This window comes from Bacteroides muris (ex Fokt et al. 2023) (genome assembly GCF_024704895.1).
Classification (GTDB): Bacteria; Bacteroidota; Bacteroidia; order Bacteroidales; family Bacteroidaceae; genus Bacteroides; species Bacteroides muris.
This window is the reverse complement of sequence record NZ_JAMZEE010000016.1, coordinates 1-18,367: the sequence shown is the minus strand read 5'-3', so window position 1 is coordinate 18,367 and position 18,367 is coordinate 1. Positions and strand designations below refer to the sequence as shown.

General features: G+C 48.3%; 16 protein-coding genes and 2 pseudogenes. 9 read left to right on the top strand and 9 right to left on the bottom strand.

What is annotated here, in order from left to right; translation table 11 throughout:
* Position 1 precedes the first annotated feature (1 nt).
* From M1B78_RS08445 to M1B78_RS08430, 4 genes are all read right to left on the bottom strand, one after another.
* Positions 2–1,042, bottom strand: a complete 1,041-nt coding sequence (locus tag M1B78_RS08445) for an N-acetylneuraminate synthase family protein (RefSeq protein WP_257940411.1) — start codon at positions 1,040–1,042, stop codon at positions 2–4.
* The gene (locus tag M1B78_RS08440) at positions 1,042–1,794 is read right to left on the bottom strand and encodes a cytidylyltransferase domain-containing protein (RefSeq protein ID WP_257940410.1); all 753 of its coding nucleotides are present in this window, start codon (positions 1,792–1,794) and stop codon (positions 1,042–1,044) included. Before M1B78_RS08440 ends, M1B78_RS08445 begins: the two co-directional genes overlap by 1 nt.
* A 218-nt stretch (positions 1,795–2,012) precedes the next feature.
* Positions 2,013–2,537, bottom strand: coding sequence for a UpxY family transcription antiterminator (locus tag M1B78_RS08435; protein ID WP_257932198.1), 525 nt, complete (start codon positions 2,535–2,537; stop codon positions 2,013–2,015).
* A gap of 325 nt (positions 2,538–2,862) precedes the next feature.
* On the bottom strand, positions 2,863–4,422 hold the full coding sequence (locus M1B78_RS08430) for an ATP-binding protein (protein WP_257940408.1): 1,560 nt from the start codon (positions 4,420–4,422) through the stop codon (positions 2,863–2,865).
* A 429-nt stretch (positions 4,423–4,851) separates the two neighbouring features.
* On the opposite strand from M1B78_RS08430, the gene M1B78_RS08425 reads away from it, so the two are divergent.
* Both M1B78_RS08425 and M1B78_RS08420 read left to right on the top strand, forming a co-directional pair.
* Positions 4,852–5,175 carry a hypothetical protein gene (locus M1B78_RS08425; RefSeq protein WP_016273680.1) on the top strand — a complete coding sequence of 108 codons (324 nt, stop codon included), beginning with the start codon at positions 4,852–4,854 and terminating at the stop codon, positions 5,173–5,175.
* 122 nt (positions 5,176–5,297) lie between these two features.
* The gene (locus M1B78_RS08420) at positions 5,298–7,430 is read left to right on the top strand and encodes a VapE domain-containing protein (protein WP_257940407.1); all 2,133 of its coding nucleotides are present in this window, start codon (positions 5,298–5,300) and stop codon (positions 7,428–7,430) included.
* 129 nt (positions 7,431–7,559) lie between these two features.
* Here M1B78_RS08420 and M1B78_RS08415 read toward each other — a convergent pair whose 3' ends face one another.
* Positions 7,560–7,820 (bottom strand): DUF4248 domain-containing protein, encoded by a 261-nt coding sequence (locus M1B78_RS08415; protein WP_005829216.1) that lies wholly within the window; start codon positions 7,818–7,820, stop codon positions 7,560–7,562.
* A gap of 275 nt (positions 7,821–8,095) precedes the next feature.
* Between M1B78_RS08415 and M1B78_RS08410 the strand changes: the two genes are divergently transcribed.
* Positions 8,096–8,605: an HU family DNA-binding protein gene (locus tag M1B78_RS08410; protein WP_016273677.1), complete on the top strand. Its 510-nt coding sequence runs from the start codon at positions 8,096–8,098 to the stop codon at positions 8,603–8,605.
* Positions 8,606–8,659: 54 nt separating this feature from the next.
* Positions 8,660–8,761 (top strand): smalltalk protein, encoded by a 102-nt coding sequence (locus tag M1B78_RS08405; protein ID WP_005829220.1) that lies wholly within the window; start codon positions 8,660–8,662, stop codon positions 8,759–8,761.
* A gap of 261 nt (positions 8,762–9,022) precedes the next feature.
* Here the strand turns inward: M1B78_RS08405 and proS are convergent, their stop codons facing one another.
* Entirely contained in the window at positions 9,023–10,516 is a 1,494-nt protein-coding gene (gene proS, locus M1B78_RS08400; RefSeq protein ID WP_257940406.1) for a proline--tRNA ligase, read from the bottom strand.
* Positions 10,517–10,840: 324 nt separating this feature from the next.
* On the opposite strand from proS, the pseudogene M1B78_RS08395 reads away from it, so the two are divergent.
* A pseudogene (locus M1B78_RS08395) lies at positions 10,841–11,053 on the top strand (helix-turn-helix domain-containing protein); the annotation flags it as partial.
* 8 nt (positions 11,054–11,061) lie between these two features.
* Positions 11,062–11,955 (top strand): helix-turn-helix domain-containing protein, encoded by an 894-nt coding sequence (locus tag M1B78_RS08390; RefSeq protein WP_257940405.1) that lies wholly within the window; start codon positions 11,062–11,064, stop codon positions 11,953–11,955.
* Positions 11,956–12,742: 787 nt separating this feature from the next.
* Here M1B78_RS08390 and M1B78_RS08385 read toward each other — a convergent pair.
* The 3 genes and pseudogenes from M1B78_RS08385 to M1B78_RS08375 all read right to left on the bottom strand — a co-directional run bounded on the left by M1B78_RS08385 (position 12,743) and on the right by M1B78_RS08375 (position 14,708).
* Entirely contained in the window at positions 12,743–13,411 is a 669-nt protein-coding gene (locus M1B78_RS08385; RefSeq protein WP_009038291.1) for a bifunctional 4-hydroxy-2-oxoglutarate aldolase/2-dehydro-3-deoxy-phosphogluconate aldolase, read from the bottom strand.
* A 76-nt stretch (positions 13,412–13,487) separates the two neighbouring features.
* A pseudogene (locus M1B78_RS08380) lies at positions 13,488–13,636 on the bottom strand (four helix bundle protein); the annotation flags it as partial.
* Positions 13,637–13,682: 46 nt separating this feature from the next.
* On the bottom strand, positions 13,683–14,708 hold the full coding sequence (locus tag M1B78_RS08375) for a sugar kinase (protein ID WP_257932195.1): 1,026 nt from the start codon (positions 14,706–14,708) through the stop codon (positions 13,683–13,685).
* Between the two features lie 340 nt (positions 14,709–15,048).
* Between M1B78_RS08375 and M1B78_RS08370 the strand changes: the two genes are divergently transcribed.
* The 3 genes from M1B78_RS08370 (at position 15,049) to M1B78_RS08360 (ending at position 18,252) form a co-directional block, all read left to right on the top strand.
* Positions 15,049–16,104, top strand: coding sequence for a LacI family DNA-binding transcriptional regulator (locus tag M1B78_RS08370; RefSeq protein WP_136010931.1), 1,056 nt, complete (start codon positions 15,049–15,051; stop codon positions 16,102–16,104).
* Positions 16,105–16,227: 123 nt separating this feature from the next.
* Positions 16,228–17,535: a Na+/H+ antiporter NhaC family protein gene (locus M1B78_RS08365; RefSeq protein WP_257940404.1), complete on the top strand. Its 1,308-nt coding sequence runs from the start codon at positions 16,228–16,230 to the stop codon at positions 17,533–17,535.
* 186 nt (positions 17,536–17,721) lie between these two features.
* Entirely contained in the window at positions 17,722–18,252 is a 531-nt protein-coding gene (locus M1B78_RS08360) for a 30S ribosomal protein S16 (protein ID WP_136010929.1), read from the top strand.
* Positions 18,253–18,367: the final 115 nt, after the last annotated feature.

Sequence of the window (18,367 nt, the reverse complement as noted above, 5' to 3'; positions counted from 1 at the left end):
ACTATTTCAAATTATTAGGGTAAATAATCTCATTACGGGGGATATCATTGATAACAGTTTTTCCAATCACCTTATCAACATCACACCATTTATAACCATCACCAGGACTCAACATATGCAAATCATCTACTGTTAGAATCTCACCAGATTTCAAATCACGTTTAGAAGCTATTGATCTTTCCAATTTCTCTTTTGAAGTTGCAACACTTTTATCGATGTATAAATCTTCAGTACCCATCCATCTTTCGGCAACACGAATATCTCGAATCATACGATTTACTCCATCAGGACCTAAAGACCCGGCCTGATCTGTTCCTTTCATTCTTCGGTCAATAGTAATATGCTTTTCTATTATTTCAGCCCCCATCCCCACAGCAACAATAGGAGCAGCAATACCAATCGTATGATCTGAAAATCCAATTCTATATTGACCATAGTTTTTCTTCAAATAAAGAATTGTTTTAAGGTTCAAATTGCTGGGATGTGTCGGATATTGTGACACACAATGAAGAATGGAAATATTAGAATGATAACGAGTAACTACCTGTAAGGCATCATCAAGTTCTTTTTGACCAGCCATACCTGTTGACAAAATAATAGGAATCTTGGTTTCCGACAAACATGCCAGTAATGGCAAATTTGTTAAATCACGACTAGCGACTTTTAAAAAATCTGGGGTAAATAATTTTAATAACGAAAGGCAACCAATAGAACACAAAGTCTCCACAAAATCCAACCCTAAAGATTTTGCATGTTTATATACTTCAAAATGTTCCTCATCCGATAATTCTAAAAATGAACGATGTTCACCATAAGTGCGACCAAAAGAATTGGGAGTATCATAAATTCTATTCATTTGTGAATTAGTTAATTCCTCTGACAAATCACGTTTTGTCATTTTCACAGCATCCATGGGTTTCAACTCCAAGTCAAAAACATCTTCTTTTATAGGACGGGAAACTAACTCTACTATCAATTTTGCAATATCAACAGAACCATTATGATTCTGTCCAATTTCACCAATAATATAAGTTTCTTTCATTATTTTGAGTTTTTAAAAATTTCTTGTTCCATTGTTTGGTAAAATGAAGGATTACTATCCAAAAAATGAATAATCCGTTCAATTGTCGGATATGGGTTTGCATGACACAATTCCTTATAAACTATTTGCGCACTCTTAAAATCCATTTCTGTATCAATGGTTAAACGCACTTTTTCACAATCCTGCAAAATCGAAGAAGTATTTAATAAATGATAATTAAAAAACTCAGGATGCGTATAAATATAATTTGTCACATGTTCATGATACAAAGGAACATCAGTTAAAGATGCTACTTTTTTAAGAGCATCAAGACTCACATATTCCGTCCAAAAACCATAATGGGTCTTAATAGAAGGAATGCCGTTTACATTAAAACTAATGTAATCGTATTGCGGATTAACTGTTGCAAATTCTATTAAACGGTTAATTGAACGGAGTTCGATGAAAGGATTATCTGAACAGACTCTGATGATATGAGATGAACCAAAAAACTCTGCAGCATCTATAAAACGTTGTAAAACATCATTCTCAGATCCTCTAAAACACTTTATATAATTTTTTTCAGCAATCGTTTCCAAAGAATCATTAATGGAATTCTTTGACGTAGCCAGAATGATATCAACATTTTCTACTCGTTTCAATTTATCTATCAATAAATCTAAAATAGATTTTCCCTCATAAAAAGGTAACAGAATTTTTTGAGGCAAACGAGTTGAACCTAGCCTTGCCTGAATAATAAAAGTATATTTCATCTGTAACGAATATATTAGTATCTTGTTTTGACATGTCAAAACAAGATAATTTTCTTTACAATTTACTTCAATAGTTACCGACAATAGATTTCCACAATCCATATGTCCGTTGACTACTACCTTCAAAAAATATTTTAGATATTGTAAAGCGGAAACGACTTACATCTCACAAGTATCTATGATACATTATGATAAAGCGGCAATACTATAGTAAAGCATTAATCTTCTCCTATCTCCTCCACCAGCGACGCATGCACAAACGTCGTCGCCACCGCCATCACCCCCTCGATGTTCACCACCACCCTCCTGTCATGGCGCACACGCACGAACACCCCTTCCACTCCTTCGAAGATGCCGCCGGTGATGCGTACCCGTGTTCCTTGGGAGAGGTTCAGCTCGGTGGGTTCAAGATAGAGCACGGCCTGGTCGTAGGTGCCCGACACGGCGATGAAGCTGCGCATCTGCGAGTCCGGGATGACGATGGGCCGGCGGGTTTCGCGGTCCATGATATAGCGGACGGGGATGTTCATGCCGGGCCTGTTCTTTATCTCGTCCATGCGCTCGCGGGTGGAGCGGACGAAGACCAGGTTGTGTACCGCAGGCACAAGCTTGCGCAGGCGGCGCTCCTTCCGCACGACATACTCATAGCGCATGGGGATATAGCTCTCGATGCCCTCGGCATCCAGAAAATCCTTGAAAAAAAGCTCACGGCTATAGGTGACGCGCACCGCATACCAGTGCATTTCTATATTCTCGTTCACAAAAAAGTATTATCGGGGGACACCGGAGTAGCGAAGTACCTCCCGGTCAGGCAATGTAATGCGGTTATTCTTAACAGGTTGCATGCATTCATTTTATTTCAGGACCCTCCACCATCTCGGAAGGAAGGCGACGAAACAGTTATATCCAAGCCGTCTTGCGACATGCTACAGTAAACGGGCGCCTATGAAAGATAAACACTTACGGCACACTCCGCTTAATGAGCGCAAAGGTAATGCCAAGAAATGAAATTACAAAATTTTCCGACACATAAAATGCCGGAAGCCCTCGCGACGGCATTTATATGAATCAGCCCTCCACCAGATACCTCTCCACGTTCCTTGTCTCCTTGCTGAAGTTCACTCCTACCTTCACTAGCCGTTTCCCGTCCAGGCGGTAAGGAATCAGATATCCTTTTTCCGTTATCTGCCGCAAGGCTTCCTCGGCTGTTCCGTTCAGCTTGAATTCGAAGACATAGACGGTATCTTTCGTCTTCACCACGGCATCGGCACGGCCGCGGGCGCTGCGCACTTCCGTCTCGACGAACTGTCCCAGCAGGGTGAAGACCACATAGAAGATGGCTTGGTAATGACGCTCGGTATTGTCGCTCAGTTCGTAGGGAATGCCGGAAAAGAAGACCCGAAGATGCTCCATGAAGGCATCCACGTCGCCGGCACGGAGCTTGCGCATGAACTGGGCGATGCGGAAGCCTGTCTCGTCGCTCGATACCTGCGTATAATAAGGCAACAGGAAGTTCAGAAAGCCGTAGCGCACCTCGTCGTTGGGGAAGCCCAATGTATAGAGGTTGACTTCCTTGTCATAACCCTTGATGGTGAGGTAGCCGCTCTGGTAAATCATGGGAAGCGGGTTGCCGGCCTCCGCACGGTATTCCGAAAAGGAGGAGGAGGTGACTTCAACGCCGTCTATCAGCAGACGCAGGTCGTAATCGCTCTGTTTCAACAGGTCCACCAGGTAGGTGGGGGTACCGGTCTGGAACCAATAATTACCCATCTCGTTCGCATCGAAGGCATTCAGCACGCTGAAGGGGTTGAACAATCCGGTGCTTGCCGAATGGAAATGATAGCCGTCATACAGGGTACGCATTTTCCCGACCACCATTTCCAGCGAACAGTCCATCCGCAACGCAAGCGCTTCCAGTTCAGGACGAAACACTTGCAACAGTTCCCCCTGGGTGATTCCGCATATTCCGGCATAAGGCTGCTTCATGCTAATGTCGTTCAGCTGGTTCAGGTCGCTAAACACGCTGACCTGGGCAAACCTGGTGACACCGGTCAGGAAGACGAAGCGCAGGTAACGGTCGGCACTCTTCAGTACACCGTAGAAAGCTTTCAGGATGCGGCGGTATTCGTCCGACAGGGATTCGTCAAGAAGTGCTTGAAGCAAAGGCTTGTCATATTCATCGACCAAGACGACCACTTGCTTGCCGCTCTGCATGGCGGCACGGCGGATGCACCCCGAGAAACGGGAAGAGAGCGTGTGTTCCGCCGCGTCCCTGCCCCAACGGTCTTCCCAAAGACTGAGGTTGCGGGAGAGTATCTGCTCCAAGGCCTCCTTGCAGTCGTACTTCTCGGCATTCAGGTCCAGATGGAACACGGGGTATGTTTCCCAATCGCTCTCCAGCCGCTCGATGGCAAGGCCGCGGAACAAGTCCTTACGGCCCTGAAAGTAGGCCTCGAAGGTGGAAAGGAGCAGGCTCTTGCCGAAACGGCGGGGACGGCTCAGGAAATAAGGAGTAGAAGCGGACGCCATCTGATACACCATGGCTGTCTTGTCCACATAAAGGTAATTCTCCTCACGAAGCTTTTCAAAAGTCTGTATGCCTATCGGCAACTTGCGTATCTGTTCCATATTCAAGCTTGTTTTCTTAAAGACAATACGCAAATATACGTTTTTTCTTGCGGATGGTCCCGTTCTTCGGCAGAATAAACTCTCAAAAAGGGCTCAAAAAGCGGAAAAGCATTCCACGGCAGCTCATCATCCATTATGGAGAGGTACGCGCGCAGGCGCGTGATTCTCTTATTTTTTTAAAGGAAGGGTGTGTTACATTATTCCCTGCAGGGTCATGTGCCTCACCCTCCTCCCCCTTTCGACACACACGCACCGGGTGCCGCCGGCACGGTTCCCTGACACGAAGGAGCCGGATGCCCTCCGGAAGAATTTCGGACAGAAAAGACGTCCGCATTGCTTTATTTGTTAATTTTGCGTCCGGTTTGTTATCAAACCATAAATATATACCTTCAAAATAATAAAAAGAATGGGAAAAAAGTTCCAATTGAGGTGAAGCTCTTCCAAGGGAAAGGCTTCCAGGTGATTTACAGTAAAGAGAGTGAGGAATTGCAGCTGGCGATAGACTTTCTGTCGCAGGTGCGCAGGCACCTACGGGTGGAGTACAAAGACAGGAGAGCGTTTCTGACGCCTTTCGTACACTTGCTGGCAGACCCCGGGAAGAAACACGGGATGAAAGGCGTCAGCCGACTGGCAAGGACACTGTATCTGCTGGTGGACTTCATGGATGCCGACGGCGGCACGAACACGCTGAACGCCAGATGCATCGAGTCCGAACTATACAGGCTCTACAACGAGCTGTATCCGGAAGCATGAGCCGGAACCAAGGAATCCAAATTGTAAAAAAACGGCTGTCCACCGCGGACGGCCGTTTTTGCTTCCTAAGGAAATAAACGGCATCTTTGCGCCGCCAATAAGGCAAACTTAATACAAATCGAATGGAAAACATTCCAGTGACCACCTACCGTGGTTTCAGCGCCGTCAGCGGGGAGACAACCTTCACGCAGGACATGGCCGACATAAAAAACGGCAAGCATGCCAGGTTAATCATCAAAATCGCCAGCCTCGTGGCACAGGGAAAGGTGGAGGAAGCCAACCGCGTCAAGAAGCAGCTTCCCTTCAGGACCCTCACGGCCAACTACCGGGAAAGAAGGCTCGCCTCGAGCATCACCCGCTACAATCCCGTCATCACGCTCGACATCGACGACCTGGAAGAAGGACAGTTGGAGCAGACCCGGACCCTCGTCAACGAAGACCCGCACACCCTGGGCAGTTTCCTCTCCCCCAAAAGGCACGGCTACAAGCTGTTCGTCTTCATGCAGACGGAATACACCCGGCGTCTGTACGACCGTCTCCGGCAGGGCGAGGTGACCTACGCCACGCTCGAGGAGATACACCTGAAGCTGTACAGCGCCGCCAAGGAGCACTACGAGGCCCTGCTCGGAGTAGAGGTGGACGGAAGCGGGAAGGACATCTCGCGAGGATACTTCATCTCCTTCGACCCGCATGCCTATGTCAACGCCGCACTGCTGGAACAGATGTCCCCGCTGCCGGCGCGCATCATCCCGCCGGAAAAAAGGGAAAGCGGCAAGAAGAAAACGCCTGACGGAACGGCACGTCCTATCCCTTCCGCTGCCGCCTCCGCCATGCCGCACGACGCAGAGCCTTGGGAGAAACTGATATTCGCCAAAGCCGTGACCGCCGTGAAGCGCACCACCAGGTTCCGGGCGGGAAACCGCGACAACTTCCTCTTCGCCCTGGGCAACAAATGCTACAGCAAGGGACTGGACGAGCAGACAGCCGTCAGGCTGGCCAAGAGAGAGTTCGGGCAGGAGTACCCCGACGTGGAGTCTCCCCTGCACAACGCCTACATCTATACCGACAAGACCAACGAAGCCGCCGCGAAGAAGGAGGAGAAAAAGCCTGTCATCAGCCAAGTGATGGATTTCCTCGGAGAGCACTACGGCATCCGCAGGAACCTCATCCTGGACCGCCTCGAGTTCATGCCCTACGCACCGCCCGAAGAGGCCCGGAAAGGATACCGCCCCATGCGCGGGAAGGACTACAACACCCTGTTCGTAGACCTGCAGATGGCCGGCATCTCCTGCTACCAGAATTTCCTCAGAGCCGTGATAGACTCCAACTACGCCAAGGAGTTCAACCCCTACACCGACTACCTGTACGCGCTTCCCCCCTGGGACGGGACGGACTACATCGCCCAACTTGCCGACACCCTGACGACCGAGAACCGGGAACTGTGGCAGGAGGGATTCAAACGATGGATGGTGGGCATGGTGGCCTGCGCGCTGAGCGACGAGGAGATGAACCAGCTCGTCATCATCCTCTACAGCGAGCAGGGAAAGGGAAAGAGCAGCTGGATACGCCACCTGCTGCCGCCCGAGTGGAAAGAGTACTTCTACAACGGCATGATAGACCCTTCCAACAAGGACGACGCCCGCCTGCTCGCCACGCGCATCATCATCAACATGGAAGAGTTCGAGGGCGTGAGGCCCGGCGAGCTGGCAGCACTGAAGCGAATCATCGCGCAGGACAACGTGACGCAGCGCAAGACCTACGACGTCGAAGCCTTCACCCTGCCCCGCCACTGCTCCTTCATCGGGAGCACCAACAACCGGCAGTGCCTGCAGGACATCGGCGGTAACCGGCGTTTCCTCCCCATCACCGTCACCGGCATAGACTACCGCACCCCGGTGAACCATCCCGGCATCTACGCCCAGGCGCTCGCCTTGCTGAACGGCGGTTTCAGATACTGGTACGAGGGCGAGGAGATAGAACAGCTGAACAAGCACAACGAGCGGCACCGCATGAAAGACCCCGTGGAGGAGAACCTCTTCGTCTTCTTCCGCAAGCCGCTGCCCGAGGACTTGCAGGTAAAATGGCTCCCTGCCAGCGTGATACTGACCAAGCTCAGCATATTCGGAAAGGTGCAGGTGAACCCGCACACCCAGCTGGTACTGGTGCAGGCACTGGAAAAGTACGGATTCGGTACACGGACCAACGAGCAGGAGACGACCGAATATGAGGTAGTGGACATCCAGCTATATCAGTAACCGGCATTCGAGGAGAAGAGAAAAGCCCCGTAACATATATTGTTGTGCATGACAACATATATTGTTACGGGGCTTTACATATATTGGCGTTTTCTTTACAAGGTTTCCCTATTTCCGGCCGACGGCATGTCAGGGTTCTCCCAGATACTTCACCAGCACTTTCACTTCCAGCGGAGTGAAGGTGCGCCGGTATTTGTTGTAGCCCACCTTCTCCAGCTCACCCTTCAGCGCCTTGTTGTGGCGTATCCATGCCGCCAGGGTATAGATGGCATTGCTGATGCAGTAAGTCGGGTTGTAGAGCATGGCAAGCTCCTCCTTCGAATAGGCGTGGATGCGGAACGGACGAAGGTCTTCCTCCTCCTCTTCCCTCTTTTCTTTTTCTGTTTTCATTCTTTATGTTATTGGTTGATTATTACACCATAAAGATACTGAATATCAGCGATATGACCAAGCATATACAGACATAAACGGGCATCGGACGAAGAATTTTTTTTGAACAGAAAGGAAACGGGAAAGAGACGGCGTAACCCGAAGAAAGCCATGAGCAGAAAAAGCCGGAGGAGTACTTTTGCAGCACCCCTCTTCCCCCCTAAAGGAGAAAGAGAAGAGTATTGCAATACGGGACTTTAATTTCTAATTGTTAATTTTTAATTATTTAATTGTTTATGGGAGTACCATTCAAGAAAATTGCGAGGAAAGATCCTCGAAAGGCAGATGCGGTGGCAAAGTTCTACCCGCAGCTGGTGACACTGGGCGACAATGCGACGCTGGACGACATTGCCTACGTGATGAAAGAGAAGAGTTCGCTGACGCTGGGCGACATCCAGAGTGTATTGACCAATTTTGTGGAGGCCATGATTGCAACGCTCTACAACGGGCAGTCGGTGAACATCAAGAACTTCGGCGTATTCAGCCTGTCGGCGCGCACGGCAGGCGTAACGGATGTAAAGGAGTGCACCGCCAAGAACATCAAGGCGGTGAAAATCAATTTCCGGCCTTCCAGCACCGTAAGACCGGACATCGCCGCCACGCGTGCCGGGCAGAAGATTGACTTCTACGACCTGGAAGCATTGGTGAACAAGGGAGACGGTGAAGGAGGAAGCTCCGGCGGCGGTTCCGGCTCGGGAGACGGAGGCGGTTCGGACGGAGACCAGGGCGAAAATCCATTGGGATAAATATGACTGATTTTACTACCGATTCGTATGTTCAACTTTTAAAACGTATATAGCATGAAAAAAAGTATCTGGGATAAAATTCTGAAAGTCGTGATTGCAGTAGCCTCCGCCATCCTGGGGGCGTTGGGAGCCAATGCGATGAACGTGAGCATTTAGGTTGCCGTAAAGAAAGGATGGCAGGATATGCCAGGCAGCTACGCACTCAATAGCGGAAAGCCATATTCGGGCCTCCTTTCTTTTTTTACGCTGCAAAAATGAGGGAAAGTTGTTACGAGGAGATGTGGAGGAGGTTACAGAAGTATGTAGGCCGAATATACAATCACCCCGGATTACGCGGATTAGCACAGATAAAGGTTTCTGATTATCAGAACTCCTAAAATCATCTGTGTCAATCCGCTCAATCCGGGGTGAGTATTATTAATAGGAACGTGCGAAAATCACGCGGCAGGCAGAAGGCTTGCCGGTAACCATACACTTGCCCGGTTCCTTGTCACCCGGAACAAATGAATCGAAAGGAATACAACGGATGGTTGCTTTGGTCTCTTCCTTGATTTTTTCCTCGGTCTCGACAGTCCCGTCCCAATGGGCCAGAATGAAGCCGCCTTCTTCAATCTTTTCCTTGAATTCCTCGTAGCTGTCCACGCTGGTGATGCGGCTGTTGCGGTAATCGAGCGCTTTCTTGTAGACATTTGCCTGAATGTCCTCGAGCAAGTCCTTCACGTACTCTTCGATACCCTCGCAGGAACGCGTCTCCTTCTCCAGTGTATCGCGACGCATGATTTCCATTGTATTGTTCTCCAGGTCGCGGCCACCCATCACCAGACGAACGGGAACACCCTTCACCTCATAGTCGGCAAACTTGAAGCCCGGACGTTTGTTGTCGGCATTGTCGTACTTCACGGAAATGCCCATCGACTTCAGCTTGGCTACGATGCCTGCCACTTTCTCGTCAATCTTGGCCAGCATCTCCGCATTCTTGTAGATAGGCACGATGACTACCTGTATCGGAGCCAGGTGCGGAGGAAGTACCAGACCGTTGTCATCGGAATGCGTCATGATAAGCGCTCCCATCAGACGGGTGGAAACACCCCAGGAGGTAGCCCAAACATACTCCAGCTTGTTCTCCTTATTGACGAACTGTACATCGAACGCCTTGGCGAAGTTCTGTCCCAGGAAGTGGGAAGTACCGCTCTGCAAGGCCTTTCCGTCCTGCATCATCGCTTCGATGGTATAGGTATCGAGCGCACCGGCAAAACGCTCGTTGGCAGACTTCACGCCTTTCACTACGGGCACTGCCATGTATTTTTCGGCAAACTCGGCATATACATTCAGCATTCTCACTGCTTCTTCTTCGGCTTCCTCGCGGGTGGCATGTGCCGTGTGGCCTTCCTGCCAGAGGAATTCGGCGGTACGGAGGAACAGACGGGTACGCATTTCCCAACGCATCACGTTTGCCCACTGATTACACAAGATAGGCAGGTCGCGGTATGAATTGATCCAGTTCTTGTAGGTGTTCCAGATGATGGTTTCGGACGTAGGACGGATAATCAGTTCTTCTTCCAGTTTAGCTTCGGGGTCTACAATGACTCCGCTACCGTCGGGGGCATTTTTCAGACGATGGTGCGTCACAACTGCACACTCCTTTGCAAAGCCTTCCACATGTTCCGCTTCACGGCTGAGGAAAGACTTCGGAATAAGCAAGGGGAAATAGGCATTCACGTGTCCCGTTTCCTTGAACATATCGTCCAACTGACGTTGCATCTTCTCCCAGATAGCGTATCCGTAGGGCTTGATCACCATACAGCCGCGTACTGCCGATTGTTCTGCCAAATCGGCTTTTACCACCAACTCGTTGTACCACTGAGAATAGTTCTCACTACGTTTGGTAAGGTCTTTCAGTTCTACTGCCATTCTATTTCGTTTTTAAAAGTTTCCGTTGATTTCTCTAAACAGTGGGCAAAAGTACAAATTTTAAAGGAATTATTATTTGAAAAACAAATAGTATTTTTAATAGAAGCGGAAATGCGCTCTAATCTATTTAAGAAATGCACCGGGATTTCGGATTGGGCCGGAATTACAGATATTATAACCCCAATTACATAATTTCCGCGGAGAATGTGCGAAATCCGTATCTGAGGTTATATTATCAGTAATTAAGGTTATGGCAAAATCCGTATAATCCGCTAATTTTGTGTGATGAAAGAAAAGAGAAAATGAAAATACAGAGATATGGACAACATGCTAAAGAAAGAGACCGGCAAGACGCCGCAGGAGCACATGCAGGAGAAAGTAATTGAAATAGCAAAAGAGCGTATCGTCGGCACCCGAGATACTGCAAGCCAAATAGCATATTCATCGGGCTTCCGACATCCGCAACATCTGTGCCGTCTGTTCAAGAAACGGGAAGGATGCACACCGAATGAATACCACACAAGGATGATTAGCTGAAAGGACAGATGAAAGAGACGTTGGACATAAAGAGCGTGTGCGAATGCAACCACCGTTTGGGATGCAAAACTCTGCATCCCCAGGCAAGCATCATCAATCTGGAACATCCGGATCTGGAACAGGATGCCGTTAAATTCGAGTTCTATACCGTGCTGCTCACCGAGGAGTGCACCGACGGCTGTTGTTGCGGTCGTAAATATTACGATTATTCCAATGCCACGATGGTATTTCTGAAGCCCGGAGAGGTTTTCCGCATGAGTAAAAATAATACCTTGCCGGATAAAGGTTATCTGCTGATATTCCATCCTGACCTACTCTTTCGGACTACCTTGAAAAAACATATCAAAAACTATACTTTCTTCCATTACGGCAAGGAAGAAGCCTTACATCTGTCTAAACGTGAAACAGAGAAAATCACCTGTTGCCTGTGGAATATAGAGGAAGAACTGCATCATCCTATAGATGCACACAGCAGTACCATTCTTTCACGTCATATCGAACTGCTATTGGATTATTGTACCCGTTATTATGAGCGTCAGTTTATTACGCGAGAGGACAAGAACAAAACAATTTTGGTAAAAATGGAAAAGCTGCTCGACGGTTATATCGATTCCGGTCAGTTGGGCAATGCCGTTTTACCCACACCGGAGTATTGTGCCGCACACCTCCATCTTTCCGTTCCTTACTTCAACGACTTGCTGAAATTCGAGACCGGCAAAACATTAGATGAGTATTTCCAACTGAAACGGCTTGAAGCAGCTAAAAAGATGTTGCTCAAAGCGGGAAATACCCCGGCCGTTGTGGCACAGTTGTTAGGCTATCCAAACGTACAGTATTTCAGCCTGCTATTCAAGAAGATAACAGGAATAGCACCGAATGAGTATAGGTGCTCTCAAAATTAACGCCGGTCAGTACCTGCAAACCGGTTCCGCCCGCTCCGATAATGTTTACCGTCACCGGATGTTGCGGGTTCATCGGACAACTCACGCGGATTCTTTTTAGTCTGCTTACAGAGTCAAATAAATAACTTCACACTGCATCAAGTAAATAACTTCATACTGTATCAAATAAATAACGTCATACTGTATCAAATATACGGAAAAGAAGTAGAGCCTGGGCAAAATATACAAGAAATACGAAGAATATGGAAATACGAAGAATATGGAAATAAAAAAACGAGCAAGCTCTCACGAACTCCCCGCCCCTATAAGAAAAGCCATAAAGGCTTTTCTTTTAAACTACATCAATGTTACCCAAAAATCAATCTTTCTCTTTACCTGAAAAATAAAACTTCAATTACCTGTTCTGAAAACTTCAAAATCCAATCTTTACCTTTACCTAATTTACCTATTTATTCAAAACATTTAGCTTATGAAAAAATCTATTTTCAATCCTTTTACCTAACAACCAATATCCTTTTTGAAAACTGTCTTATTATTTATCAAATCCAAATGCAGTTTCCCAACTGCACTGCAAAGGTAAGTGTTTTATGCGCATGTGCAAAACATCAGGCACACTATCCGGGTGTTTTATAACATTGTTTTAGAGTTTAAGAGTATAGTTTACACTTATAAACATTCCATTGCTCATCGGGGAGTATACTTTCCAGCAAAAAACAAGCCACCGAAGCGCCGAAACGCTTCGATGGCTGTCCCCTTCAAACACCTTTAAACAAAATGAATTTCTTCTCTATTTTCTTGCTTCGGCGATATAGCCTAAAGCTTCTTTACATTTTTCCGTAACGTAAGTCCAGTCTTCGGCAGCGACTTTGTCTTTCGGGAAGAGTTTGGAACCCATTCCTACGCAGAACACACCCGCCTTAATCCAAGAGGTCAGGTTTTCCTGAGTCGGCTCCACCCCACCGGTCACCATCAGCTTAGACCAGGGCATCGGGGCCAACAAACCTTTCACGAGTTTGGCGCCAAGCACATCGCCCGGGAAAATCTTGCAGAGGTCGCAGCCCACCTCTTGCGCGAAGCCCACTTCCGAAACGCTACCACACCCCGGAGTATAGGCAACCAGACGACGGTTACAAATCTTGGCTATTTCCGGATTGAACAGCGGGCCTACAACGAAGCATGCACCCAACTGCAAGTACAGCGCCGCAGTAGCAGGGTCGACGATGGAACCTACACCCATAGCCATCTCGGGGCACTCTTTTGCCGCAAACTTCACCACTTCTGCAAACACCTCGTGAGCAAAGTCACCACGGTTCGTGAACTCGAATGCACGAACACCGCCATCGTAGCAAGCCTTCACTACTTTCTTTGCAACTTCTGCATCCTTATGATAAAAGACAGGCACCATGCCGGTAGAACCAATCTTATTCAATACTGCAATTTTATCAAACTTACTCATCTTTCTATTTACTATCTGACTATTTAAATGTTCTGCTACTTAATCCTTTATACCATTAAACTATTTACCATCCATTCACCATCTTCAATTTATTCAGGAAATCCTTATCTGATTTTCCCAAACAAGCAGCTCGATAATTGGCTGCAGGTCAGTCTACTTGTCTGCCAACCTGACAGCCCTTACCGCAAATGCCTTCAACCTATTCTTCAGTTCTTCTGTCGTCATCAACAAGAGAGTGTCAAACAGTAAAATCGCCTAATAGCAAATGAACTTATCTCTGTACCCGTCCGCTTGCATCACCTCCTGCCAGTGCTTCCACCTCTTCTGCAGACACAAGGTTGAAGTCACCGTTGACAGTGTGCTTCAAGGCAGAAGCAGCCACTGCAAATTCGAGGGCGGCACCCTGGTCGGGCTTTGTCAGCAGGCCGTGGATGATACCACCGGAGAAAGAGTCGCCGCCACCTACGCGGTCGATGATAGGATTGATGTCGTAACGCTTCGACTCGTAGAATTCCTCACCGTTGTAAATCATTGCTTTCCAGCCGTTGTGGGTAGCAGAGAAGGACTCGCGCAATGTAGATATGACATATTTGAATCCGAATTCCTTCGCCATCGCCTTGAAGATTCCCTTGTAGCCTTCGGCGTCGGTCTTGCCGCCTTCCACATCGGCATCGGGCTTGAAGCCAAGGCAGAGTTCGGCATCTTCTTCGTTGCCGATGCAGACATCCACATACTGCATCAAAGGCTTCATGACGGACTGGGCTTTCTCCTTAGTCCAGAGTTTCTTGCGGAAATTGAGGTCTACCGACACGGTGACACCGTGACGTTTGGCGGCCTCGCATGCCAGGCGGGTCAGTTCGGCAGCCTTGTCGGAGATGGCGGGAGTGATACCCGACCAGTGGAACCAGTCTGCCCCTTCCATGATGGCATCGAAATCAAAGTCTGCAGCATCCGCTTCGGCAATGGCAGAGTGCGCACGGTCATAAATCACCTTACTGGGACGCATGGAAGCACCGGTCTCAAGATAGTAGATACCTACACGGTCGCCACCACGCGCAATGAAGTCCGTCTTTACGCCATACTTGCGCAGTGCATTGACAGCCGACTGGCCTATCTCATGCTTCGGCAACTTGGTTACAAAATAAGCATCATGTCCGTAGTTGGCACAACTGACAGCCACGTTTGCCTCACCGCCGCCATATACCACATCAAAAGAGTCGGACTGCACGAAACGGGTGTTTCCCGGAGTAGACAGCCTCAGCATGATTTCACCTAATGTAACTACTTTCTTTCCCATAATCTTTCTATGTTTTATTTTAATATGAAATTAATTTATTTCCTTTCAATCTATCATTTCAAAGTGCAAATAGAACTTAAACACCTGAAAATATGGAGAGTATATCAAAATAATATTCATTATCCATAATCTCCGTGTGCGGACACAAAGATACAACAATTTTTGAAATACAAAAAATTATCATATATTTGTCGTTGAAATATTAAGATTATTATTGTGTGCGAGCACAACATGGTGTACGATGGGACGATTGACAATTGAAATTACATTGCAGAATCGTGGCTAAAGCAACATCAATCGTACATTGTAAATCATAAATCGTTAAATCGTAAATATACAGATGGAAAGAATCAGAATAAAAGATATCGCCAAGATGGCCGATGTATCCGTAGGAACCGTCGACCGTGTGATTCACGGACGCAGCGGCGTGTCCGAATCCAGCAGGAAGCGAGTGGAGGAAATCCTGAAACAACTGGACTATCAGCCCAACATGTATGCCAGCGCGCTGGCTTCGAACAAGAAGTACGCATTTGCCTGCCTGTTGCCGCAGCACCAGAAAGGCGAATACTGGACAGAAGTGGAGGCGGGCATACACAATGCCGTGGAAACTTACTCCGACTTCAACGTTGCCGTACAACTCTCCTACTATGACCCCTACGACTACCATTCATTTGCGGAGGCCTCCGGGCAGATTCTGGCACTGGAACCGGACGGAGTGATGTTTGCCCCCACCGTTCCGCAATATACCAAGCCTTTCACGGATGAGCTGACGCTGCATAATATACCTTATATATATATAGACTCCAATATAAAGGAAGAGCCCGCCCTCTCCTTCTATGGGCAGAACTCGCACCAAAGCGGATATTTTGCCGCCCGCATGCTGATGCTGCTTGCCGGAGAAGACGCGCAGGAAATCGTCATCTTCCGCAAGATAAACGAAGGGATTGTCGGGTCGAACCAGCAGGAACGTCGCGAAATAGGTTTCCGCGAATACATGCAGGAACATCATCCCGCCTGCCGCATCTGGGAACTGGACTTGCATGCCAAACGCGACAGCGAGGACATGCAAATGCTGGACGAATTCTTCCAAGAACATCCGACCGTAAAGAATGGAATCACCTTCAACTCCAAAGCATACATCATCGGGGAATATCTGCTGAAGAAAGAGAAAAAGGACTTCAACCTGATGGGCTATGACCTGCTGCAACGCAACGTAGACTGCCTGAAACAAGGAAGCATCTTCTTCCTCATAGCACAGCAGCCCACCCTGCAAGGATTCGACGGCATCAAGGCTTTGTGCGAACACCTGATTCTGAAGAAGGAAATCACAAGGGAGAACTTCATGCCGATTGACTTGCTGACAAAGGAGAATATCGAGTTTTATTACAACAAATAACAAGGATATAGACAGATAAAGACAACACATAATGGGAACAAAGTATCTGAAAATAAATCCGGCTGATAACGTCGCTGTAGCAGGAGGACCGGATGAATGAATGAAAACAGCGTCAAGGAAATTATGTCAGTAACAACCGATACAATCCCCCAGAACAAAGGCGGCTGGTGGGCGCTCAGCCCGTTGGCCGTATTCCTTTGCCTCTACCTGGTGACTTCGCTCCTGGCGAACGACTTTTATAAAGTCCCCATCACGGTGGCCTTCCTCGCCTCGTCCTGCTATGCCATCGCCATTACGCGCGGGCTGAGTCCGGAACAGCGCATCCATCAGTTTTCCGCAGGTGCCGGCAACAAGAACATCCTGCTGATGGTATGGATATTCATCCTTGCAGGAGCATTCGCCCAAAGCGCCAAGCAGATGGGCGCCATTGATGCAACCGTGAATCTGACACTGCACATATTGCCGGACAACCTGCTGCTGGCGGGCATCTTCATTGCCGCCTGCTTCATCTCCCTTTCGATAGGAACCAGCGTAGGAACTATCGTTGCACTGACCCCCGTAGCCGTGGGGCTGGCGGAGAAGACGGGCATCGACCTGCCCTACATGGTTGCCATCGTGGTGGGAGGCTCGTTCTTCGGCGACAATCTTTCCTTCATATCCGACACCACCATCGCATCGACCAAGACGCAGGACTGCGTGATGAGGGACAAGTTCCGCGTCAACTCCATGATTGTGGTACCGGCAGCACTTATCGTGCTGGGCATCTATATCTTTCAAGGACTGTCCGTCTCCGCCCCGCCGCAAGTACAGGGCATCGAGTGGATAAAAGTAATCCCCTACCTCGTCGTGCTGGGTATGGCCGTAGCAGGCGTCAACGTTATGCTGGTACTGCTGCTGGGCATCCTCTCCACTGGAATTATCGGCATTTATACCGGCACCGCCTTCTTCGACTGGTTCGGGGCCATGGGAACGGGCATCACCGGCATGGGCGAGCTTATCATCATCACCCTGCTGGCCGGAGGCATGCTCGAAACCATCCGCCACAACGGAGGCATCGACTTCATCATCTCCCGGCTGACCAGCCACGTCAGCGGCAAGCGGGGAGCCGAATTCAGCATCGCCGCCCTGGTCAGCATCGCCAATCTGTGCACCGCCAACAACACGATTGCCATCATCACCACCGGCCCCATAGCCAAGGACATCGCCCTCCGCTTCCACCTGGACCGCCGGAAAACGGCCAGCATACTGGACACCTTCTCATGCCTCGTGCAAGGAATCATCCCTTACGGAGCGCAAATGCTGATAGCCTCCGGACTTGCCTGCATTTCACCCATCAGCATCATCGGAAACCTATACTACCCCTTCTGCATGGGAGCATGCGCCACCCTCGCCATCCTGCTGAGATACCCCAGGAAATACTCGGGAAAGTGATGAGTTATTTGTCAACGGGAGGATGAGCTATTTGTTGACAGGAGAATGAATATCAAAAAACACCACTCTCATCAACAAATAACTCATCACTCATCACTCATAACTCAAAATTATTCCCTATCTTTGCAGCCGCTATTACGAGATAGTAGCATAATTCAAATCATTAACTAAAAACATTTTAATTAAATGGCAACAAAAATCAGATTGCAAAGACATGGACGTAAAAGCTATGCTTTCTACTCTATCGTTATTGCAGACGTAAGAGCACCACGTGATGGTAAATTTATTGAGAAGATTGGTACTTACAACCCTAACACCAATCCTGCCACAGTAGATTTGAAGTTCGACCGGGCACTCGACTGGGTGTTGAAGGGCGCACAACCTACCGACACAGTTCGCAACATCCTCTCCCGCGAAGGTGTTTACATGAAGAAGCACCTGCTGGGCGGTGTAGCAAAAGGCGCATTTGGCGAAGCGGAAGCCGATGCTAAGTTCGAAGCTTGGAAGAACAACAAACAAAACGGTTTGGCTGCTCTGAAAGCCAAAGAAGACGAAGCTAAGAAAGCTGAAGCAAAAGCACGTCTGGAGGCTGAAAAGAAAATAAACGAAGAAAAAGCAAAAGCATTGGCTGAAAAGAAAGCTGCTGAAGCTGCCGCAAAAGCTGCCGCTGAAGCACCGACTGAAGAGGCTCCTGCCGAAGAAGCTGCTAACGAATAATAGCAAGCACAGCCTTATCGCTAAAATGGGATTAAAACTAATTGGGTAGGAGGTAAATGTTGTTCATAAAAGGCATTTACCTCCTACTTTCACATTTACCGACCTCCCACACCAC